At 62.5% G+C, this 18,384-nt stretch carries 18 protein-coding genes and 1 tRNA gene; 14 read left to right on the plus strand and 5 right to left on the minus strand.

Annotated elements, in window-relative coordinates; translation table 11 throughout:
* The first annotated feature begins 36 nt into the window (after nucleotides 1–36).
* From ctaD to HMPREF1261_RS05945, 3 genes are all read left to right on the plus strand, one after another.
* Entirely contained in the window at nucleotides 37–1,731 is a 1,695-nt protein-coding gene (gene ctaD / locus HMPREF1261_RS05935; RefSeq protein WP_005277744.1) for a cytochrome c oxidase subunit I, read from the plus strand.
* Between the two features lie 81 nt (nucleotides 1,732–1,812).
* Nucleotides 1,813–2,919, plus strand: coding sequence for a phosphoserine phosphatase SerB (serB, locus tag HMPREF1261_RS05940; RefSeq protein WP_034658123.1), 1,107 nt, complete (start codon nucleotides 1,813–1,815; stop codon nucleotides 2,917–2,919).
* Nucleotides 2,912–3,634 (plus strand): peptidyl-tRNA hydrolase, encoded by a 723-nt coding sequence (locus tag HMPREF1261_RS05945; protein WP_023030298.1) that lies wholly within the window; start codon nucleotides 2,912–2,914, stop codon nucleotides 3,632–3,634. Before serB ends, HMPREF1261_RS05945 begins: the two co-directional genes overlap by 8 nt.
* Here HMPREF1261_RS05945 and HMPREF1261_RS05950 read toward each other — a convergent pair.
* Both HMPREF1261_RS05950 and HMPREF1261_RS05955 read right to left on the minus strand, forming a co-directional pair.
* Nucleotides 3,600–5,564, minus strand: a complete 1,965-nt coding sequence (locus tag HMPREF1261_RS05950; protein ID WP_005284541.1) for an ATP-dependent DNA helicase — start codon at nucleotides 5,562–5,564, stop codon at nucleotides 3,600–3,602. The genes HMPREF1261_RS05945 and HMPREF1261_RS05950 overlap by 35 nt on opposite strands.
* Before the next feature lie 18 nt (nucleotides 5,565–5,582).
* A complete protein-coding gene (locus HMPREF1261_RS05955) occupies nucleotides 5,583–6,911 on the minus strand; it encodes a nicotinate phosphoribosyltransferase (RefSeq protein ID WP_023030299.1) in 1,329 nt (442 codons plus the stop codon).
* Nucleotides 6,912–7,028: 117 nt separating this feature from the next.
* On the opposite strand from HMPREF1261_RS05955, the gene clpS reads away from it, so the two are divergent.
* Genes clpS through rdgB form a run of 8 tightly spaced genes read left to right on the plus strand, consistent with a single transcriptional unit; the run spans nucleotide 7,029 to nucleotide 12,397 of the window.
* On the plus strand, nucleotides 7,029–7,355 hold the full coding sequence (clpS, locus tag HMPREF1261_RS05960; RefSeq protein ID WP_005277757.1) for an ATP-dependent Clp protease adapter ClpS: 327 nt from the start codon (nucleotides 7,029–7,031) through the stop codon (nucleotides 7,353–7,355).
* A gap of 4 nt (nucleotides 7,356–7,359) precedes the next feature.
* The gene (locus HMPREF1261_RS05965) at nucleotides 7,360–7,896 is read left to right on the plus strand and encodes a DUF2017 domain-containing protein (protein WP_005277760.1); all 537 of its coding nucleotides are present in this window, start codon (nucleotides 7,360–7,362) and stop codon (nucleotides 7,894–7,896) included.
* The gene (locus HMPREF1261_RS05970) at nucleotides 7,896–8,810 is read left to right on the plus strand and encodes a P1 family peptidase (RefSeq protein WP_023030300.1); all 915 of its coding nucleotides are present in this window, start codon (nucleotides 7,896–7,898) and stop codon (nucleotides 8,808–8,810) included. The genes HMPREF1261_RS05965 and HMPREF1261_RS05970 overlap by 1 nt, the downstream gene beginning before the upstream one ends.
* Nucleotides 8,811–8,823: 13 nt before the next feature.
* Nucleotides 8,824–9,456: a rhomboid family intramembrane serine protease gene (locus HMPREF1261_RS05975; protein WP_005284530.1), complete on the plus strand. Its 633-nt coding sequence runs from the start codon at nucleotides 8,824–8,826 to the stop codon at nucleotides 9,454–9,456.
* The gene (gene murI, locus HMPREF1261_RS05980) at nucleotides 9,456–10,235 is read left to right on the plus strand and encodes a glutamate racemase (protein ID WP_023030302.1); all 780 of its coding nucleotides are present in this window, start codon (nucleotides 9,456–9,458) and stop codon (nucleotides 10,233–10,235) included. The genes HMPREF1261_RS05975 and murI overlap by 1 nt, the downstream gene beginning before the upstream one ends.
* 60 nt (nucleotides 10,236–10,295) lie before the next feature.
* Nucleotides 10,296–11,057 (plus strand): MBL fold metallo-hydrolase, encoded by a 762-nt coding sequence (locus tag HMPREF1261_RS05985; RefSeq protein ID WP_023030303.1) that lies wholly within the window; start codon nucleotides 10,296–10,298, stop codon nucleotides 11,055–11,057.
* A gap of 15 nt (nucleotides 11,058–11,072) precedes the next feature.
* Complete coding sequence (gene rph / locus HMPREF1261_RS05990) at nucleotides 11,073–11,801, plus strand: ribonuclease PH (protein WP_005284520.1); 729 nt, start codon at nucleotides 11,073–11,075, stop codon at nucleotides 11,799–11,801.
* Complete coding sequence (gene rdgB / locus HMPREF1261_RS05995) at nucleotides 11,795–12,397, plus strand: RdgB/HAM1 family non-canonical purine NTP pyrophosphatase (protein ID WP_023030304.1); 603 nt, start codon at nucleotides 11,795–11,797, stop codon at nucleotides 12,395–12,397. Before rph ends, rdgB begins: the two co-directional genes overlap by 7 nt.
* Here rdgB and HMPREF1261_RS06000 read toward each other — a convergent pair whose 3' ends face one another.
* Nucleotides 12,398–12,748 (minus strand): DUF3817 domain-containing protein, encoded by a 351-nt coding sequence (locus HMPREF1261_RS06000; protein WP_023030305.1) that lies wholly within the window; start codon nucleotides 12,746–12,748, stop codon nucleotides 12,398–12,400.
* Nucleotides 12,749–12,751: 3 nt separating this feature from the next.
* The gene (locus tag HMPREF1261_RS06005) at nucleotides 12,752–13,228 is read right to left on the minus strand and encodes a hypothetical protein (protein ID WP_023030306.1); all 477 of its coding nucleotides are present in this window, start codon (nucleotides 13,226–13,228) and stop codon (nucleotides 12,752–12,754) included.
* Between the two features lie 96 nt (nucleotides 13,229–13,324).
* Here HMPREF1261_RS06005 and HMPREF1261_RS06010 point away from each other — a divergent pair.
* Nucleotides 13,325–13,406: transfer RNA gene (locus tag HMPREF1261_RS06010), tRNA-Leu, on the plus strand.
* Between the two features lie 77 nt (nucleotides 13,407–13,483).
* Nucleotides 13,484–14,074 carry a hypothetical protein gene (locus HMPREF1261_RS06015; protein WP_232207995.1) on the plus strand — a complete coding sequence of 197 codons (591 nt, stop codon included), beginning with the start codon at nucleotides 13,484–13,486 and terminating at the stop codon, nucleotides 14,072–14,074.
* Here HMPREF1261_RS06015 and HMPREF1261_RS06020 read toward each other — a convergent pair whose 3' ends face one another.
* Entirely contained in the window at nucleotides 14,075–15,982 is a 1,908-nt protein-coding gene (locus tag HMPREF1261_RS06020; RefSeq protein WP_023030308.1) for a solute carrier family 23 protein, read from the minus strand.
* A gap of 310 nt (nucleotides 15,983–16,292) precedes the next feature.
* On the opposite strand from HMPREF1261_RS06020, the gene pflB reads away from it, so the two are divergent.
* Nucleotides 16,293–18,380, plus strand: a complete 2,088-nt coding sequence (gene pflB, locus HMPREF1261_RS06025) for a formate C-acetyltransferase (RefSeq protein WP_005277782.1) — start codon at nucleotides 16,293–16,295, stop codon at nucleotides 18,378–18,380.
* Nucleotides 18,381–18,384: the final 4 nt, after the last annotated feature.

Here is an 18,384-nt window from a genome sequence, read left to right on the forward strand (position 1 = left end):
CCAGTCCGCTGACACTTTGTTATTCAGGAGGATTCTATGACCGCTGTGGCGCCACGGGTCGACGATTACGTCGCTCCCACACGTCCAGAGCCAACCGGTAGGGAAAAGACCGGTTCAAAGGCTTGGGTATTTTTAACCACCACCGACCATAAGCAGCTGGGCATCATGTACTTGATCATGGCCTTCAGCTTCTTCTTCCTCGGTGGCTTCATGGCATTGCTGATCCGTGCGGAGCTTTTCACCCCGGGTCTGCAGTTCCTGTCCAATGAGCAGTTCAACCAGCTGTTCACCATGCACGGCACCGTGATGCTGCTGCTTTTTGCAACGCCAGTTGTCTGGGGCTTTGGTAACTACATCCTGCCTCTCCAGATCGGCGCGCCGGACGTGGCCTTCCCGCGTCTGAACGCCTTTGGTTTCTGGGTTACCCTGCTCGGCGGTGTCGTCATGCTGCTGGGCTTTATCACCCCTGGTGGTGCGGCTGACTTCGGCTGGACCATGTACATGCCGCTTGCCGATGGCGTCCATACCCCCGGTATCGGCGCCGATATGTGGATCGTCGGTGTGGGTGCTACCGGTGTCGGTACCATTGCCTCCGCCATCAACATGATCACCACCATCCTGACCCTGCGCGCACCGGGCATGACCATGTTCCGCATGCCGGTCTTCTGCTGGGGTATCTTCACCGCCTCCGCCATCGTGCTGATGATCTTCCCGCTGCTGACCGCAGCCGCTCTGGGCGTGCTGTATGACCGCAAGCTAGGCGGCCACATCTACGATTCCGCTAACGGCGGTGCCATCCTGTGGCAGCACCTATTCTGGTTCTTCGGCCACCCTGAGGTCTACGTCCTCGCGCTGCCGTTCTTCGGCGTTGTCTCCGAGATCGTCCCGGTCTTCTCCCGCAAGCCGGTCTTCGGCTACATCGGCTTGGTCTTCGCCATCCTGGCCATCGGCTCGCTGTCCATGGCCGTGTGGGCACACCACCTGTTCGTCACCGGCGCCATCCTGCTGCCGTTCTTCTCGTTCATGACGTTCCTGATTGCGGTGCCTACCGGTGTGAAGTTCTTCAACTGGGTTGGCACCATGTGGAAGGGCCACATCACCTGGGATACCCCGATGATTTGGGCCATGGGCTTCATGGCTACCTTCCTCTTCGGCGGTATGACCGGTGTTATGCTCGCCGCTCCGGCGCTGGACTTCCACTTGGCTGAGTCCTACTTCCTGATTGCGCACTTCCACTACACCCTGTTCGGTACGGTTGTGTTCTCCGCATTCGGTGGCCTGTACTTCTGGTTCCCGAAGATGACCGGCCGCATGCTGGACGAGCGCTTGGGCAAGATTCACTTCTGGCTGACCTTCATCGGCTTCCACGGTACCTTCCTGATTCAGCACTGGGTCGGCAACATGGGTATGCCGCGTCGCTACGCCGACTACCTTGAGTCTGATGGCTTCACGGTCTTCAACCAGATTTCCACCATCTTCTCCTTCGTCCTCGGCGCTTCCGTTATCCCGCTGGTCTGGAACGTCTTCAAGTCTTGGCGCTACGGTGAGGTCGTTACCGTGGATGACCCATGGGGCTACGGCAACTCTCTGGAGTGGGCAACCTCCTGCCCGCCTCCGGGCCACAACTTCACCTCCCTGCCACGCATCCGCTCCGAGCGTCCGGCATTCGAGCTGCACTACCCGCACATGGTTGAGCGCATGCGCGAGGAAGCTCACGTGGGCAAGCACTAAGCCCGCACTTTAACTCCTGACTACAGCCGCCTTCGCCAGCCTCTCAGAGGTAGGGAAGGCGGCTTTGGCGTGTGTGGGATAATGGCCGGTGTGAATACTCAAGCTGAAACCACGACCATTACTAGCTTCGGACCGGACGAGCCTGGGGCGGCCGCCGCTTTCTTTACCGCATTGGCTGATTTCTCTGCCCCGCTTGCCGATGTCCACCTCGCCACCCCCTCCAATCACCTCGCCCTCACCGCGCAGTGCGGTAACGCTGCCCTAGAAGAACGAGTGCGGGAGGCCATGGCGCCCTTCGGGCACGAGGTGTCCGTTGCGCCAAGCTATGCCGTCGCACTCATCGGCGCGGAGATTACCGCCGAGGACATTAGCGCGGTGCAGGAGACCGTGAAAGGGGAGACGTTTCGCATGCGCCGGATAGCATTGGATTCCCTTTCTGCGGTGGAACTTACGGTGGCGCTCGAAGACGCAGACTCGTCGCGGCAGGCGCTATGGGAGGTGGCCGAGGACCGCGGCATTGATATCTCCCTCGAGAGCTTGGGCAATCGGGGCAAGCGCTTGGTGTGCTTCGACTGCGATTCGACGCTGATTGAAGGCGAGGTTATCGAGATGCTCGCCGCCCACGCGGGCAAGGAAGCAGAGGTGGCCGCGGTGACCGAGCGCGCCATGCGCGGTGAATTGGACTTCGAGGAGTCCCTGCGCGAGCGCGTCGCGGTGCTGGAGGGCCTAGATGCCTCCATCATCGAAGAGGTCGCCCGCGATATCGAGCTCACGCCCGGTGCGAAGGAAGCGATAGGTACCCTCCACCGTTTGGGCCACCGCACCGCGGTGGTCTCGGGTGGCTTCATTCAGGTACTCGAGGGCTTGGCCACAGACCTCCAGCTCGACTACGTGCGGGCCAATACTCTGGAAATCCGCGATGGGAAGCTGACCGGCAAAGTTATTGGGAAGGTGGTCGACCGCCAGGCCAAGGAAGACTTTCTTCGCGAATTCGCCGTGGATTCCGGAATCGGGATGGAGTCCACAGTCGCGGTGGGCGATGGCGCCAATGACATCGCCATGGTCACCGCCGCCGGGCTGGGCGTCGCTTTTGATGCGAAGCCGGCGCTGCGCGAGGCCGCCGATGCCTGCATCACACCGCGCCGCCTCGACGCCGTCCTGCCGATGTTGGGAATTGCCAATGTCTAAGTTCGAGATAGCGCACCAACGCCTCGTTGCCGCCTGTACCGCCCGGGATTCTCACGAGGACCCCGCGGATCCGTCCACCGTGCAAGCGATGCAGATCGCGCTCCACCTGCCCAAGCAGGATCCGCCGGAGCGCAGCGAGGTGCTCGCCGCGGCCGCTCGCGCCGTGGTGGCCACCTGTCTGGATGACCGCGCCGGTGAGGACGGTGCCTTCGCCGCGGCGCTCGCGCAGTGGTACGGCCACCGCATCCGCAAGATCGCCCGCCGCGCGCGCAATAAGGCGTGGCGCGATGTGCAGCTACTGCCTGGCGTGACCGTCGATGACCGCGCGCGTGCTTTTGCGCCCTCGGCGGTGGGAGAGGTGGATCCGCTCATTAGCAAGCTGCAGATCGGCCATACTGATCTCGCGATGGATGAGCCAGGCACTCCGCTTGCCGATGCCCCCATTATCTACGTCGACCGCAGCCTCGCCATGACCGCGGGCAAGGCCGCCGCCCAAGTGGGCCATGGCTCGATGATGCTCGCCGCCGCCATGAGCCAAGAGGAAGCCGCCGCCTGGGCAGCAGAAGGTTTCCCGCTTTCCGTCCGCGAGGTGGACGCGGAGGTATTTCGCACCGCATGCGCGCAGGAGGACGCGGTGGTCATCATCGACGCTGGGTTTACCGAGATCGCCCCGGACTCGGCTACCGTGTGTGCGCTGCGGCGACCAATCGCTTAAGCGCCCCGCGCACCGTCTCCGGGTTCGTGGTTTGCCAGAACCGCGGCATGGACGCCTTGAGGAATGCGCCATAGCGCTTGTATTCCAGCCGGTTATCCAGCACGGCGACGACCCCGCGGTCCGTTACGTGGCGCAAAAGTCGCCCGGATCCCTGTGCCATGAGGAGTGCCGCGTGATTGGCGGAGACCTCCATAAACCCGGAGCGCCCGGCGGCATCGGCTGCCTGGGATCGGGCCTGCAGCAGTGGGTTATCGGGCCGCGGGAAGGGGATGCGGTCAATGAGGACCAGCGAGCACGATGGCCCCGGCACGTCCACGCCCTGCCAGAGGGTTAACGTGCCAAACAGGCAGGAGTTTTCCTTCGTGGAGAACTTGTCCACCAGCGTGCCGATGGCATCTTCGCCCTGCACATAGAGGTCAAACGGCAACCGCGGCGCCAAGGCCTCCGCGGCTTCTTCTGCCGCCCTACGCGAGGAGAATAACCCCAGCGTGCGCCCGCCGGCGGCCATGATGAGCTCGTATATTTCCTCCAAGGTTTCGGTGGACAGGCCATCGCGCCCCGGCGCCGGAAGGTGTTTGGCGGTATATAAGATGCCGGATTTCGCCGGGTCAAAGGGCGTTCCTGCATCGAGCGTGTCATACGTGCCGGACGGCAGGCCCCATTGTGCCGCCATGGCGTCGAATCGCCCGCCCAGGGCCAGCGTGGCCGAGGTGAGTACGACCGTTTGCTCCCCAAATAGGTTCTCGCGCAGCATATGCGCGATAGACAGCGGCGCGACGGCAAGGGTATCGGTGCCCTCCAGCCACACGACATCGTCTTGCGCAGCGGGGTCATCGGTGGCAAAGACTTCCAGGATCCGCCCGATCGCCTCGGCCAAGTCCGTGAGGTGATTGCTTAAGTTTTGGCGCTCGGCGTTCTTTTCGGGGTCATCGTTGGCCTCGCCTTCTGGGGCGCGGGAGATGAGGGATTTAACGCGCAGGAACTCGTCGGCAAGCGCGCGCAAATGTGCCTGCGACGTCTCATCTAAATCCGTCCACCGGCCGGGCTCCTGCACGCGCAGCAGATCATCGAATTCATCCGCCAACTCCGCCAGGTTTCCGGCATTGCCCAATGACTTAGCCCGGTTCGCCGCCATCTTAATGGCGCGGGAGGTAATCTCCGCGGTGGACACGGAGGTAATGCGTCCATCGAGCTCGTGGGCCTCGTCGATGATCGCCACATCGTGTTCGGGCAGAATATTGGCCTCAGAGATGGCGTCGATGGCGAGCATGGCGTGGTTGGTGACGATGATATCGACATCGGCAGCCGCCCTGCGGGCCTCTTCGGCGAAGCAATCCGCACCGTGCGGGCAGCGCCCGGCGCCCAAGCACTCATTCGAGGTCACCGATACCGCCCGCCACACCAAATCCGGCACGCCGAAGTCTAAATCGTCCCTGTCGCCGGTCTCGGTCTCCTGCGCCCAGTCGTGGATGCGGCGCACGGCCTTGCCGCGGTAGGAGATATCGGACTCATCGATAAGAGCCTCCGGGTCATCCGGGGTGGCCGCGATCTTATTCAGGCATACGTAATTATTGCGGCCCTTCATGATGGCGAAGGTGGGGGTGCGCTCCATGACATCGGCTAGCGCCTCCGTCAGCCGCGGGAGGTCGCGCTCCACCAACTGGCGCTGCAGCGCCAGCGTGGCGGTGGAGACGACGACGGTGGAACCCGAGTTCATCGCATGCCGGATGGCCGGAACCAGGTAGGCCAAGGATTTACCCGTACCCGTGCCCGCCTGAACGGCGAGGTGGCGCTCGGATTCTAAGGCCTTGGATACCGCGTTAGCCATGCGAACCTGGCCCTCGCGGCGGGAGCCGCCGAGCGCATCCACCGCCGCGCCTAGCAGCGTTTCCGTGTCGTGGTTTAGGGGCTCATCTGCGGGGTCACTCACCCCACACAGTCTAGCGACCTAGTCCTTAAAGCCCACCATTCGCGTGGGCACGGCGGCATCGTCGCGCGAAAGCGCCAGGCCCTCCCACGGCAGGGTCTTGCGGGCCTCGTCCAAGTAGGTGCGAGAGGCCTCAAGATCGGGCAGGTCCTCTACGATGTGCCCATCGCGCATCAAGGGAATGGTCAATTCGCGGGTGGTGAGCTGGCCCGTATCCGGCGCCTCCGCGGCAAAGGGGTAGACGACCTCTTCTACCGCCACGCCGGAAGACCGGTAGGTGCGCAGCGCGCGCTTTGCCCCGCCCACCGATTGCTTGGACGACGAGCGCTTGGCCACCGGCACGCCGTCAACCTCGACGACCTTGTAGACCATGCCCGCGGTTGGGGCACCAGAGCCGGTGACCACGGAGGTACCCACGCCGTAGACATCGACGGGATCGCCGCGCAGACCCGCAATGGCGAACTCGTCCAAATCGGAGGAAACAACGATATTGGTATTGTGATTGCCCAGCTCATCGAGCTGCTTGCGCACGCGCCGGGTCACCGCGCCCAAGTCACCGGAATCGATGCGCACCCCGCCAAGCTCCGGGCCACCGACCTTGACGGCGGTGTCGACGCCCTTGGTGATGTCATAGGTATCCACCAGCAGGGTGGTATCGATGCCCAGGGTATCGATTTGCGCGCGGAAGGCCGCCTCCTCATTGCTCGTGCCATCCGGGTTCGTGTGCGCCAAGGTCCAGGCGTGGGCGGCGGTGCCAGATACCGGGATGCCGTAGCGGAAGCCGGCCTCCAGATTGGAGGTGGCGGTAAACCCGGCGAGGTAGGCAGCGCGGGCGGCGGTTACGGCCGCGTACTCGTGGGTGCGGCGGCTGCCCATCTCCAAAATGGGGCGGCCATCGGCGGCGGTGACCATGCGGGATGCGGCAGAGGCGACGGCGGAATCGGCGTTGAGGATAGAAAGCACGATGGTTTCGAGCACCACGCACTCGCCAAAGGTGCCGCGCACGGTCAAGATGGGTGAGTTGGGAAAATACAGCTCGCCCTCGCGGTAGCCGTCGATCTGCCCGGAAAAGCGCCAGTCGCGCAGGTATTGTCGGGTATCTTCATCCAGGAAATCCATCTGTTCCAGCTGCTCGGGGGAGAAGCGGAAGTCCTCTACCGCGCGCAACACGCGGTCGGTGCCGGCGACGACGCCGTAGCGACGCTCATTGGGCAGGCGGCGGGAAAAGACCTCGCAGGTCACGTTGCGGTGGGCGGTGCCATCGCGAAGCGCAGCCTGCAGCATGGTGAGCTCGTATTTATCCGTGAGCAAAGCGGTGGAGCGATCGATAGAGCGTGCTATGTTATTCATGAGCCTGATACTACTCACAGGTTAAGAAGCTTTCAGCATACCCGGGCCACCACCCTGGTGAGCTGCGGGGAGACCCAATGCCCAAAATGCCAGCGAAAAATGATTAGGCTATAAGGCATGAAGCCGCAACACCCCGAAGTCCGTATGAGCTCTCCCATGGCCACGCCCGACTTGGATGAAGGAATCGAAGTTGATGTGGCCGCGAGCGAGAACCTGCCGTGGATGTGCATCGTCTGGGACGATCCCGTCAATTTGATGAGCTACGTGTCCTACGTATTCCAAACCGTTTTGGGCTACGACAAAAAGCGGGCCAACGAGCTGATGATGCAGGTCCACACGGAAGGCAAGGCCGCCGTGTCCAGCGGCGAAAAGGACAAGGTTGAGGCGGACGTGAAAAAGCTCCAGATCGCGGGTCTGTGGGCGACGATGCAACAGGCAGGGTAGATAGATGCAACCGTGGAAAAAGAAGAAATCGCTGATGCGCGGGCCCAAAATCACGGCGGTATTCGAGCCCATGGAGCGCGAGGTCATCGGCAACCTCACCGCCACCGTCTCTGAGGCGATCATCGGCCGCGCCCAGTCCGCGCCGAAAGACGAGCTCGCGGAAATGCTGGACATGCCCACCGGCCATACCGAGGCTCCAGAAGATCCTTCCCTGGCGCGGCTGTTCCCGGACTTCCAAAAGCCCGGCGATGAGGAATACGACGGCGATGCATCCCTTTTGCGCTCGCTGCACGAAAATGACATCGCACGGGCGAAGCTGCAGAACCTGCAGGTCATCGGCAATGCGCTCGGCCCCACCGGCGGGGTAGAGGTCTCCATTTCGGAGCAGGAAGCCCAAGCCTTCGTGGCCGGCCTCAATGACCTGCGCTTATACGTCGCGGCCGGGGACGCGACCGACGAAAACCTCATGACGGACCGCGATACCTTGGTGGAATGGCTGGCCTATTGCCAGGATTCCCTGCTGGAAGTGTTGATGGATTAATGATTGACGGCATTAGCATTGGCCATTTTTCCGGCGAGGACACTGGTGCCACCGTGCTCTACTGCGGCCCGAAGGGCGCGCTAGCCAGCGTGGATGTGCGCGGCGGCGGGCCCGGCACGCGCGAGACCGATCTCTTGCAACCGCACAATACCGTTGAGCGCGTCCACACCATCGTGCTCGCGGGCGGGTCCGCCTTCGGCTTGGCCGCCGCGGATGGCGTCATGCGCGAATTGGAAGCGCACGGGGTGGGTTTCCCCGTCTTTGGCGAGGACAAGCCCGGCCCGCGCGTGCCCATTGTGCCGGCAGCGGTGATTTTCGATCTGCTGGCGGGCCCCTCTCGCCCCGGGCCGGAAGACGGCGCGGCGGCGCTGCGGGCGGCGATGGCCGGACACGACGAGACGGTGGGCACTGTCGGCGCGGGCGTCGGCGCCACGGCGGGCAAGCTGCGCGGCGGCTTCGGCCTGGCCACCCGCAAGGTGGGAAATTACGAGGTCAGCGCCGCGATGGTGGCCAATCCCGTGGGCGAGGTCATCGACCCGCACACAGGTCGCCTCTACGGCGCGCCGGGCCGCACGCCGGTCAACGTGGAGGCCTACCGCGAGCTGCCGCACCCCGCGGCGAAGCTGAATACGACGATTGGCGCCGTGCTTACCGATGCCCCCGTCACCACCGCCCAAGCCCAACGCCTCGCCATGACAGCCCACGACGGGATTGCGCGCGCCGTTCGCCCCGCGCATTCGCCGCTGGACGGAGATACCATTTTCGCCTTGTCGACGGCGCAGGAACCCGCCGAGGTGGACATGGTCCAGCTGTGCGCTGCGGCGGCCGACGTGGTGGAGGAGGCCATCGTCACCGCGGTCACCGCCGCACGCCCTGGCCTGGGGCTTCGCGCGTATCGCGACTTGCTCGGCTAAGATATTGCCCATTATGACTATGGGTGGAACTTCACGTAATCAGCCGGCGCCGACCAGCACGAACAACCGCGGCCGTGGCCGCATCAGCACCGGCCTATCTTTGGCCCTGGGGTTCCTTGCGGTGGAGTGGTCGGTCCACCTGATCAACGCCGTTGTCTTCGGCGGCGGGCTGTCTAACTACGGCATCCGCCCGCTCGACGTGGATGGCCTGTGGGGCATCATCACGGCGCCGCTCTTGCACGGCAGCCTGGAGCACTTGATGTCCAACTCGTTGCCGGGTGCCCTGTTTTGCTTCCTCATCGGCTTGTCCGGACGCCGGGTGTGGTGGGAGGTCACCTTGATCACCACCGTGGTAGCGGGCTTTGGCACGTGGTTTTTGGGCGGAGCCGGAACCTCGCACATCGGCGCGTCCGGGCTAGTCTATGGCTGGCTGGCCTACCTCGTGGTGCGCGGCGTCTTCAATCGCTCCCTGCTGCAGATCATCTTGGGCATCATCCTGGGCTTTTCCTATTCCGGGCTGATTTGGGGCGTGCTGCCCGTTGCCGAGGGCATTAGCTGGCAAGGCCACCTCTTCGGCGCCCTGGGCGGTGTAGCGGCCGGCATGTTCATCACTTCCGATAACCCCGCAAAGGCAGGGAGGAAATAATGCCCAACGCGTCGTCTCCCATCGGCATCTTTGACTCGGGCGTCGGCGGGCTGACCGTGGCCCGCGCGGTAATGGAGCAGCTGCCGCAAGAATCCGTTATCTATAAGGGCGATACCGCCCACGGCCCCTACGGCCCGCGGCCCATCTCGCAGGTGCGGGCCTTTTCCCAGGATATCGCCGATGAGCTGGTAGAACGCGGCTGCAAGATGCTGGTCATCGCCTGCAATACCGCCACCGCGGCCTTCCTGCACGATGCCCGCGAGCGCTATGATATCCCCATCCTGGAGGTCATCCACCCGGCCGTGCGCCGCGCCATGTCCACCACGCGCAATGGCAAGATCGGCGTCATCGGCACTGAGGGCACCATCAAATCCGGCGCGTACCAGGACCTTTTCGCGGTTAACCCCAATGTCGAGGCGGTAGCCGCCGCCTGCCCGGACTTCGTGCCCTTTGTTGAGCGCGGGATTACCGCGGGCCGCCAGATCCTCGGCGTCGCCGAGGGCTACCTTGCGCCCCTGCAGGCCCAGGGCGTGGATACCTTGGTGCTGGGATGCACGCACTACCCGCTGCTTACCGGCATCATCCAGCTTGCCATGGGTGAAAACGTGTCCCTGGTGACCTCCTCAGAGGAAACCACCAAGGACGTCATGCGCCTGCTCACGGAAACTGACATGCTCGCCCCCGAGGGCAACCAGCCGGTCCATTCCTTCGAATCCACCGGCGATCCTGAGGTTTTTGCCCAGCTGGCCACGCGCTTTTTGGGCCCGCAGATCGGCTAATCCTCCCCCTTTTGCGCGCGGTACCAGCATTTGGTCCGGATTCATGGAACTATTGGTTCCATGAAGCTGACCATCCTAGGCTGCTCCGGTAGCGTACCCACCGCAGACAATCCTGCCTCCGGCTATGTCGTGTCCTTCGACAATGCACCGTCCATCATCCTGGATATGGGCTCGGGCACGCTGGGCCAGCTAGCTCAACTGCAGGATCCGTGCGATGCCCACGTGGCCTTTAGTCATCTGCACGCGGATCACTGCGCGGATTTTCCCTCCCTCATGGTGTGGCGCCGCTTCCATCCCACCGCCCCGGCGGCCTCCCGCAACTTCTGCTTCGGCCCGTCCGCCACGCCGACGCACCTGGGACGACTGTCCTCCGACGAGGTAAATGGGATCGACGATATGTCCGATACCTTGGCGTTTAGCCCGTGGATGGCGGGGGAGCGCCAGCTTGTCGATGACGTCTTTATCACCCCCTTCCCCGTCAATCACCCGGTAGAGGCCTATGCGCTGCGCATCGAGCACACCAAGACCGGCAAGACCATTACCTATTCCGGCGATACGTCCTATACGCTCGCGCTTGTCGATGCCGCCCGGGGCGCCGATCTCTTCCTCTGCGAGGCCACCTGGGGTGCTTCCTCCGAGGGCATGGCACCCGGCATGCACATGTCGGGCGCGGAAGCGGGGCGCGCGGCGCGGGAAGCGGGCGTTCGCACGCTGGTGTTGATTCACATCCAGCCCTGGGGCGATGCTGAGGCCACCGTGGCGGCGGCGCGGGAAGAATTCGACGGCGAGATCGTGCTGGGTACTGCGGGCATGCAGTTCTAAGTTACGCTGGAGGGCATGACTGAATTTACTCGTGCCGATGGGCGCGCGCTCGACCAAATGCGCAGCGTCCGCATTACCCGCAATTTCACCACCAACCCGGCTGGATCCGTCTTGGTGGAATTTGGCAATACCCGCGTGATGTGCACCGCCTCCGTCGAACTCGGGGTGCCGCGTTTCAAGCGCGATTCCGGCGAGGGCTGGCTGACCGCCGAATACGCCATGCTGCCATCCGCCACCCACGACCGCATGCCGCGCGAGTCCATGCGCGGCAAGGTCAAGGGCCGCACCCACGAGATCTCCCGCCTGGTCGGCCGCTCCCTGCGCGCCGCTGTGGACTTGGAGGAGCTGGGCGAGAACACCATCCAGCTCGATTGCGACGTCCTGCAGGCCGATGGCGGCACCCGCACCGCCTCCATCACGGGCGCCTACGTCGCGCTTGCCGATGCCATCGCACACCTCAAGGCCGAGGGCGTTGTCCCCGGCGAGCCACTGCTCGATCCCATCGCCGCGGTCTCCGTGGGCATCATCGACGGCGAAATCTGCTTGGACTTGCCCTATGAGGAAGATTCCCGCGCCGAGGTAGACCTTAACGTGGTGATGCAAGAATCCGGCGACTTTGTAGAAATCCAGGGCACCGGCGAGCACGGCCTCTTCGGCCGCGAGCAGCTCAATGGCATGCTGGATGTGGCCCAGAAGGGCTGCAGCGAGCTCATCGCGGCGCAGAAAGCGGCGCTGGGATGGTAATCCTCGTCGCCTCCGGCAATCCGAAGAAGCTGGCCGAGCTCGATCGCATCCTGTCCGAGGCCGGCATCGAGGGCGTGGAGCTACGCCTGCTTTCCGAGGTCGAACCCTACCCAGAGCCCGTCGAAGACGGCCGCACCTTTGCCGATAACGCGCTCATCAAGGCCCGCGCCGGGGCCGCCGCCACGGGCCTGGTGACTATCGCGGATGATTCCGGGCTGGCCATCGAGGAACTCAACGGCATGCCCGGCGTGCTCTCGGCCCGCTGGTCCGGCGAACACGGCAACGACCAGGCCAATAATGACCTGGTCTTGGCGCAGATGGCGGATGTGCCGGATGATCGGCGCGCCGCTGCCTTCGTCTCCGTGTGCGCCCTCGTGACCCCCGAAGGCACAGAGCGCGTGGCTGAGGGCCGCTGGGAGGGCAAGCTTTTGCGCGAGCCGCGCGGCGCTAATGGTTTTGGCTATGACCCACTCTTTCAACCAGAAGGCGAGTCGCGTTCTGCGGCAGAAATGTCGCCTGCGGAAAAGAATGCTGTCTCGCACCGCGGCCGCGCCCTAGCCCAGCTGGCCCCGTTCATTGCGGAGCTGGCCGGCTAATTATGCGTTGAGCTGGAATTGCTCCTCGATTTCCTTGCGGCGCTTGTGCTCCATCCAGAAGGATAGGAAGGGCACCACGCCGGCGAGCGCGGTGGTAATCAGCTTGCTGGCTGGCCACAGCGCGCGCGGGCCCAGGATCAAGATGGAGAGCAGGTAGGTCATGTACGCGATGCCGTGCACGATCGCGATATAGGTTGCCCACTCCGGAATCTCCGCGCCCACGACGTACTGGAAAAACATGCGGATGACCAAGATGATGAGGAAGATACCGGTCACCGTGGCGGCGATGGAAAAGAACTTCAACGGGCCGCGGATGCGTGCCTTGCGGTCTGGGTGTACCTGGTTTGTCATTATTTACTTTCTCCTTTTATCTGTCGGGCCTTCGTCGCGGTCCTCTGCGGGGGAACCGCGGCGGCGCCGAGGCTGATTCAACGCATTAAACTCTTCCACATTCAGCTGCGGGCGCTGCGGCAAGAAATCCTCATCGATGGCGGTTTTCTCCGCCGAGCCCCTCACCTCAGAACCATCGGACGAACTAGATTCTGCGTCGGCGTTTTCTTGGGCCTGCAGCGAATCCATCTCGCGGGCTTCGTTTTCCGCAGCGAGGCGCTCATTTTCATAGCGCAGCGTGGTGCGATAGGCATAGACCACGAACACGGCAAACAGCGGCCACTGGAAGGCGTAGCCCAAGTTTTGAAAGGTGCCCGAGCCGGAGCGGAAGCGCGTCCACTGCCAATAGGCGAGGAAGAGGAAAAGCACCACGAAAAATATGACGAGGGCGATGTGCCACCACCGCACCTTCACGCGCCGTTTCTTCTGATCCTCGTGCATACTCACCCCACCCAGCCTACCTATCCGCCGCCGCAATACGGAATGCCCCTGGTTTCTTGTTTATCAGCCCGCCGTGTACACTATTCAACGTTGCTCGCGCCCGTGGCGGAATTGGCAGACGCGCTAGATTTAGGTTCTAGTGTCTTATGACGTGTGAGTTCAAGTCTCACCGGGCGCACAATCGGCGCCGTCGGCCCTCGTGGCCGGCGGCGCTTTCGTGTACCCCCACTTCAGAGCTGCCCTATGATGGTCATCATGAAAAAGCTGCTTTCCACCCTTATCGCCGTCATCCTTATTGCCGCCGTGGCTGCCACCGCGGTGGTGGTCTGGCAGGCAAAAGATCCAGTGGACGTGGAGACGGAATCGAGCAATACCAAGGTCATCAAGGCCGTAGAACGGGAGGAACAGGTGGTGCTCGTCTCGCTGGGGATGCAGGGGCTCTCGGAGGAATCCGCTACTAGCAAGCTGTGGAATTGGCGAGTCCCAGGCAGCGGGCGCACCCAGTACATCAAGTACTCCTACCGCGCGAAGCTGGGCATCGAGGGATCGCAGGTCCAGGTGGAAGAAGAATCCCCGCACCACTTCCGCGTGCAGATCCCGGAATTTATTTTCATCGGACATTCGGATGCGAACTTCGAAACTGCGGTGGAAGATAATGGCGCGCTGAGCTGGATTACCCCGGATATCAATACGGCGGAAACTATCACCAAAATCCTCAACGAGGACAAAAAGAAAAAGGACATCGCGGATAATCGCGATGTCCTCCAATCCCAAGCCAAGCAGTTCTACACCGGAATTATCTCCGGCGTAGACCCAGAGGCCGAGGTGGATTTTTCCTTTCGCTAGCTAGTCCACCTCGGTGAACTTGCGGTCCCAGGAGGAGCGGACGGGGTTGGCATCGGCAAGCAGGATATCGAAGCGGTCATTGGCGATCTCGACGATTTCACTTAACGCAATGCGGTATTCCTGCGCATCGGAATTGGCGAGGCGCCGCACGCCTGCGTCGATCACACGCTCCACCGTGTCATTGGTATCGAGGTATGCGACAAAGGGCATGCCAAAGCGCTCGCGGTAGGCGGCAGATAGCTCGGTAATTCGTTCGGTTTGCACGTCATCGAGATCACTGAGCCCCAGCGAGCCGCGGTCGGCGGAAATATTCGCCGCCTCATCGGCAGAGGCCAAAAGCAGCTCGTCCATCGCGGGGTAGTCGTGGATGAGCGCATCGCGGCGTTCAGCATCCGCGGTCAGCACGGCAACCTGGATGGCGGCGCGCAGCTCGTTGACATCGCTAAACGGCCGGGACTGCCAGGCCAGATCCAGCGGCCAGGTCTCATTATTAAAGAGCGGGCGCAGCGCGGCGGTAAACTCCTCGCGCGAGGCCTCGTTCAGCTCGTTGAGGCTCACGCCCTTGCCATCGGCGCGCGAGACCTGTGCGCTCGCGCTGCCGGTGTGGAAGAACAACAAGTTGAGCAGGATGGCGGTAATCGCGCCGATGGACATGCCAGAAGAAACGAAGGTCTGCGCCCACTCAGGGAAGGCAGTGGCAACCTCCGGCTTGAAGGTCACCAGCATGGCCAGGCCCAGCGCGGAGGTGACGATGACGGAGTTGCGGCCATCGCTGAGATCCGACTTTGCAATGGTCTGCAGGCCCACCCACGCCACGTTGGCAAAAAGCGCGAGCGATGCGCCGCCGAGCACCGGCGACGGAATCGCGGCAACCACCGCGCCGGCCTTCGGCAACAGGCCCAGCACGATCATGAACCCCGCGGCGGCCACGGCCACCCAGCGAGATTTCACATTGGTCAGGCGCACCAAGCCGACGTTCTGCGCGAAGCAGGTATAAGGGAAGGAATTCATCACGCCGCCTACCAGGGTGGAGACACCATCGGCGCGGATGGCGCGCACCACGTCATCGCGGCGGATGCGCTTTTTGACGATTTCACCGGTGGCAAACACATCGCCGGTCGTTTCCACCATCGTGATGATCATGACGATAATCAGCGAGAAGATCGCCACGAGGTCAAATTGCGGCATGCCGAAATAAAACGGCGTCGTAATGCCGAGGGCGGGGGAGGAGGAGACTTCGCTAAAGGAGGCATCGCCAAGCGCGAGCGCCACGCCCGTGCCCAGGACCAAGCCGATGAGCACCGCCAACGTGCCCACGAAGCCGGAGGAAAAACGCTGCACCATAATGATGACCGCCAGCGTGCCAAAGCCATAGAGCAAATCGCGCGTGGCCGGCACGCCCTCGGCATAATTGACAAAGTCATTGGCCGATACCGCCAGCAGCGAGGTGCCCATCACCAGCAGTACCGAACCGGTAACCACCGGCGGGAAGAAGCGCAGCACCTTGCCAAAGACTGGCGCGGCGAAGAAGGTAAAAAGGCCCGCGACGATGATGGCGCCGTAAATCGTGGGCAGCGATGCTACCCCGCCCTCGCCGTCGGTGGCGCCCAAGCCAATCGCGATGATGGGCGATACCGCCGTCGTGGTCACGCCCTGCACGATGGGCAGGCGCACGCCAATATGCTTGCCGATGCCCACCGACTGAATGATCGTCGCAATGCCGCAGGTTAAAAGGTCGGCATTAATGAGGTGGATGGTAGTTTCCGCGTCCAGGTTCAACGAGCTGGCGATGAGCAGCGGGACGATGACCGCCCCGGCATAAAACGCGAGGACGTGCTGCAGCCCAAGGGCGGCGAGTTTCGGCGCGGGGGGAACGATGTCTACGGGGTGCTTGGGCTGGGACGCCACGAAGTCCTCCTTGTTACGGAAGCGAAGCTGACCGCCTTAACAGTAGAGGTACACGCAGGTCGGCGCCAAAGTGTACGTGAGCAAAGCCACGATCGGGGCTAGATTGCCCCCGAACAAAAACGTACGGGAGGTTTATATAAATCGGGCTACCAGCAAAGTATGATGACCGGTTTATAACTGGTGCTCACGGCGATGTTTATGGTTGTTAATTTCGCGAATCGGGCCGACAATGGAGAGGTGACGGGGCTTGATGCTGCGGGAAGAAAAGGCGGCATGTGCCCCGGGAAATTTGACCCAGAAGAAGGGAATTATGACTACCGCAACTAAGCCCCAGCAGTATCAAGGGTGGGAAGGTTTTGCGCCCGGCCCTTGGACCGAGGGCATCAACGTCCGCGATTTCATCCAGCGCAACTACACGCCTTATGACGGCGATTCCAGCTTCCTCGCTGGCCCCACCGATAAGACGCTGCGCGTGTGGGACACCCTGGAAAAGGACTACCTGTCGGTTGAGCGCGAAAAGCGCATTTACGATGTCGATACGCACACCCCGACCGATATCGATGCCTTCCCGGCCGGCTACATCTCAGAAGACGATGACGTCATCGTCGGCCTACAAACCGATACGCCGCTTAAGCGCGCGATGATGCCGTTCGGTGGCTGGCGCATGGTGAAGCAGGCCATCGGCGAGGCGGGCAAAGAGGTAGACCCCGAGGTGGAGAAGATCTTCACCCGCTACCGCAAGACCCACAATGATGCGGTCTTCGATATCTACACCCCGCGCATTCGCGCCGCCCGTTCATCACACATCATCACCGGCCTGCCCGATGCCTATGGCCGCGGCCGCATCATCGGCGACTACCGCCGCGTGGCGCTGTACGGCGTGGACTTTCTCATCCAGGAAAAGATTGAAGCCCGCGATGCCATTGCCGATGCCGGCTTTTCCGAGCACTGGGCCCGCTACCGCGAGGAGCACTCCGAGCAGATCAAGGCCCTGAAGAAGCTCAAGGCGATGGCCGAGTCCTACGGCTTCGATATCTCCGAGCCGGCGCGCACCGCCCACGAGGCCGTGCAGTGGACCTACTTTGGCTACCTCGCTTCTATCAAATCCCAGGACGGCGCCGCCATGTCCATCGGCCGCCTGTCCGCGTTCTTCGACTGCTACTTCGAACGCGACTTGGCCGCTGGCATCATCACCGAGGAGCAGGCACAGGAAATCATCGATGCCCTCGTGCTGAAGCTGCGCATCGTCCGCTTCCTGCGCACCATCGACTATGACCAGATTTTCTCTGGCGACCCGTACTGGGCTACCTGGTCCGATGCCGGCTTCGGCAGCGACGGCCGCCACATGGTCACCAAGACCTCCTTCCGCCTCCTGCAGACCCTGATCAACCTGGGGCCATCACCGGAGCCGAATATCACCATTTTCTGGGATCCGGAGCTGCCCGCAGGCTACAAGGAATTCTGCGCGCACATCTCCATTGAAACCTCCTCCATCCAGTACGAGTCTGATCGCCAGATTCGCGACGAGTGGGGCGATGACGCCGCGATTGCCTGCTGCGTGTCCCCGATGGAAGTGGGCAAGCAGATGCAGTTCTTCGGCGCCCGCGTCAATGCCGCCAAGGCCCTGCTCTATGCTATGAACGGCGGCCGGGATGAGGTCTCCGGCAAGCAAATCGTCGAAGGCTACGAGCCGATTCAAGGCGATGGCCCGTTGGACTTCGACGAGGTCTGGCAAAAGTACGAGGAGATGCTGGACTGGGTGGTTGGCACCTACGTCGAGGCGCTAAACATCATCCACTACTCGCACGATAAGTACGCCTACGAGGCCGTGGAAATGGCGCTGCATGATTCCAATATCATCCGCTCCATGGGCTGCGGCATCGCGGGACTTTCCATCGTCGCCGATTCGCTATCCGCCATCAAGTACGCCAAGGTCACCCCGGTCCGGGATGAGACCGGCCTGATTACGGATTACATCACCGAAGGCGAATTCCCGTTCTACGGCAACGACGATGACCGCGCCGATGATATCGCCGCCACCATCGTGCACACCGTGATGGAAAAGATTAAGGCCATCCCGATGTACCGCAACGCCATCCCCACCCAGTCCGTGCTGACCATTACCTCCAACGTTGTCTACGGCAAGGCAACAGGCTCCTTCCCGTCGGGCCACAAGGCTGGCACCCCCTTCTCTCCGGGTGCTAACCCCGAAAACGGCGCGGATAACCACGGCATGGTCGCCTCCATGCTGTCGGTGGGCAAGCTGGACTACAAGGATGCCCTGGACGGCATCTCTCTGACCAATACCATCACCCCGTCCGGATTGGGCCGCACCCCAGAAGAGCGCATCACCAACCTGGTGGGCGTGCTGGATGCCGGCTTCATCATGGAACAATAAGAAT

The sequence above is a fragment of the Corynebacterium sp. KPL1818 genome, from assembly GCF_000478135.1.
Classification (GTDB): Bacteria; Actinomycetota; Actinomycetes; order Mycobacteriales; family Mycobacteriaceae; genus Corynebacterium; species Corynebacterium accolens.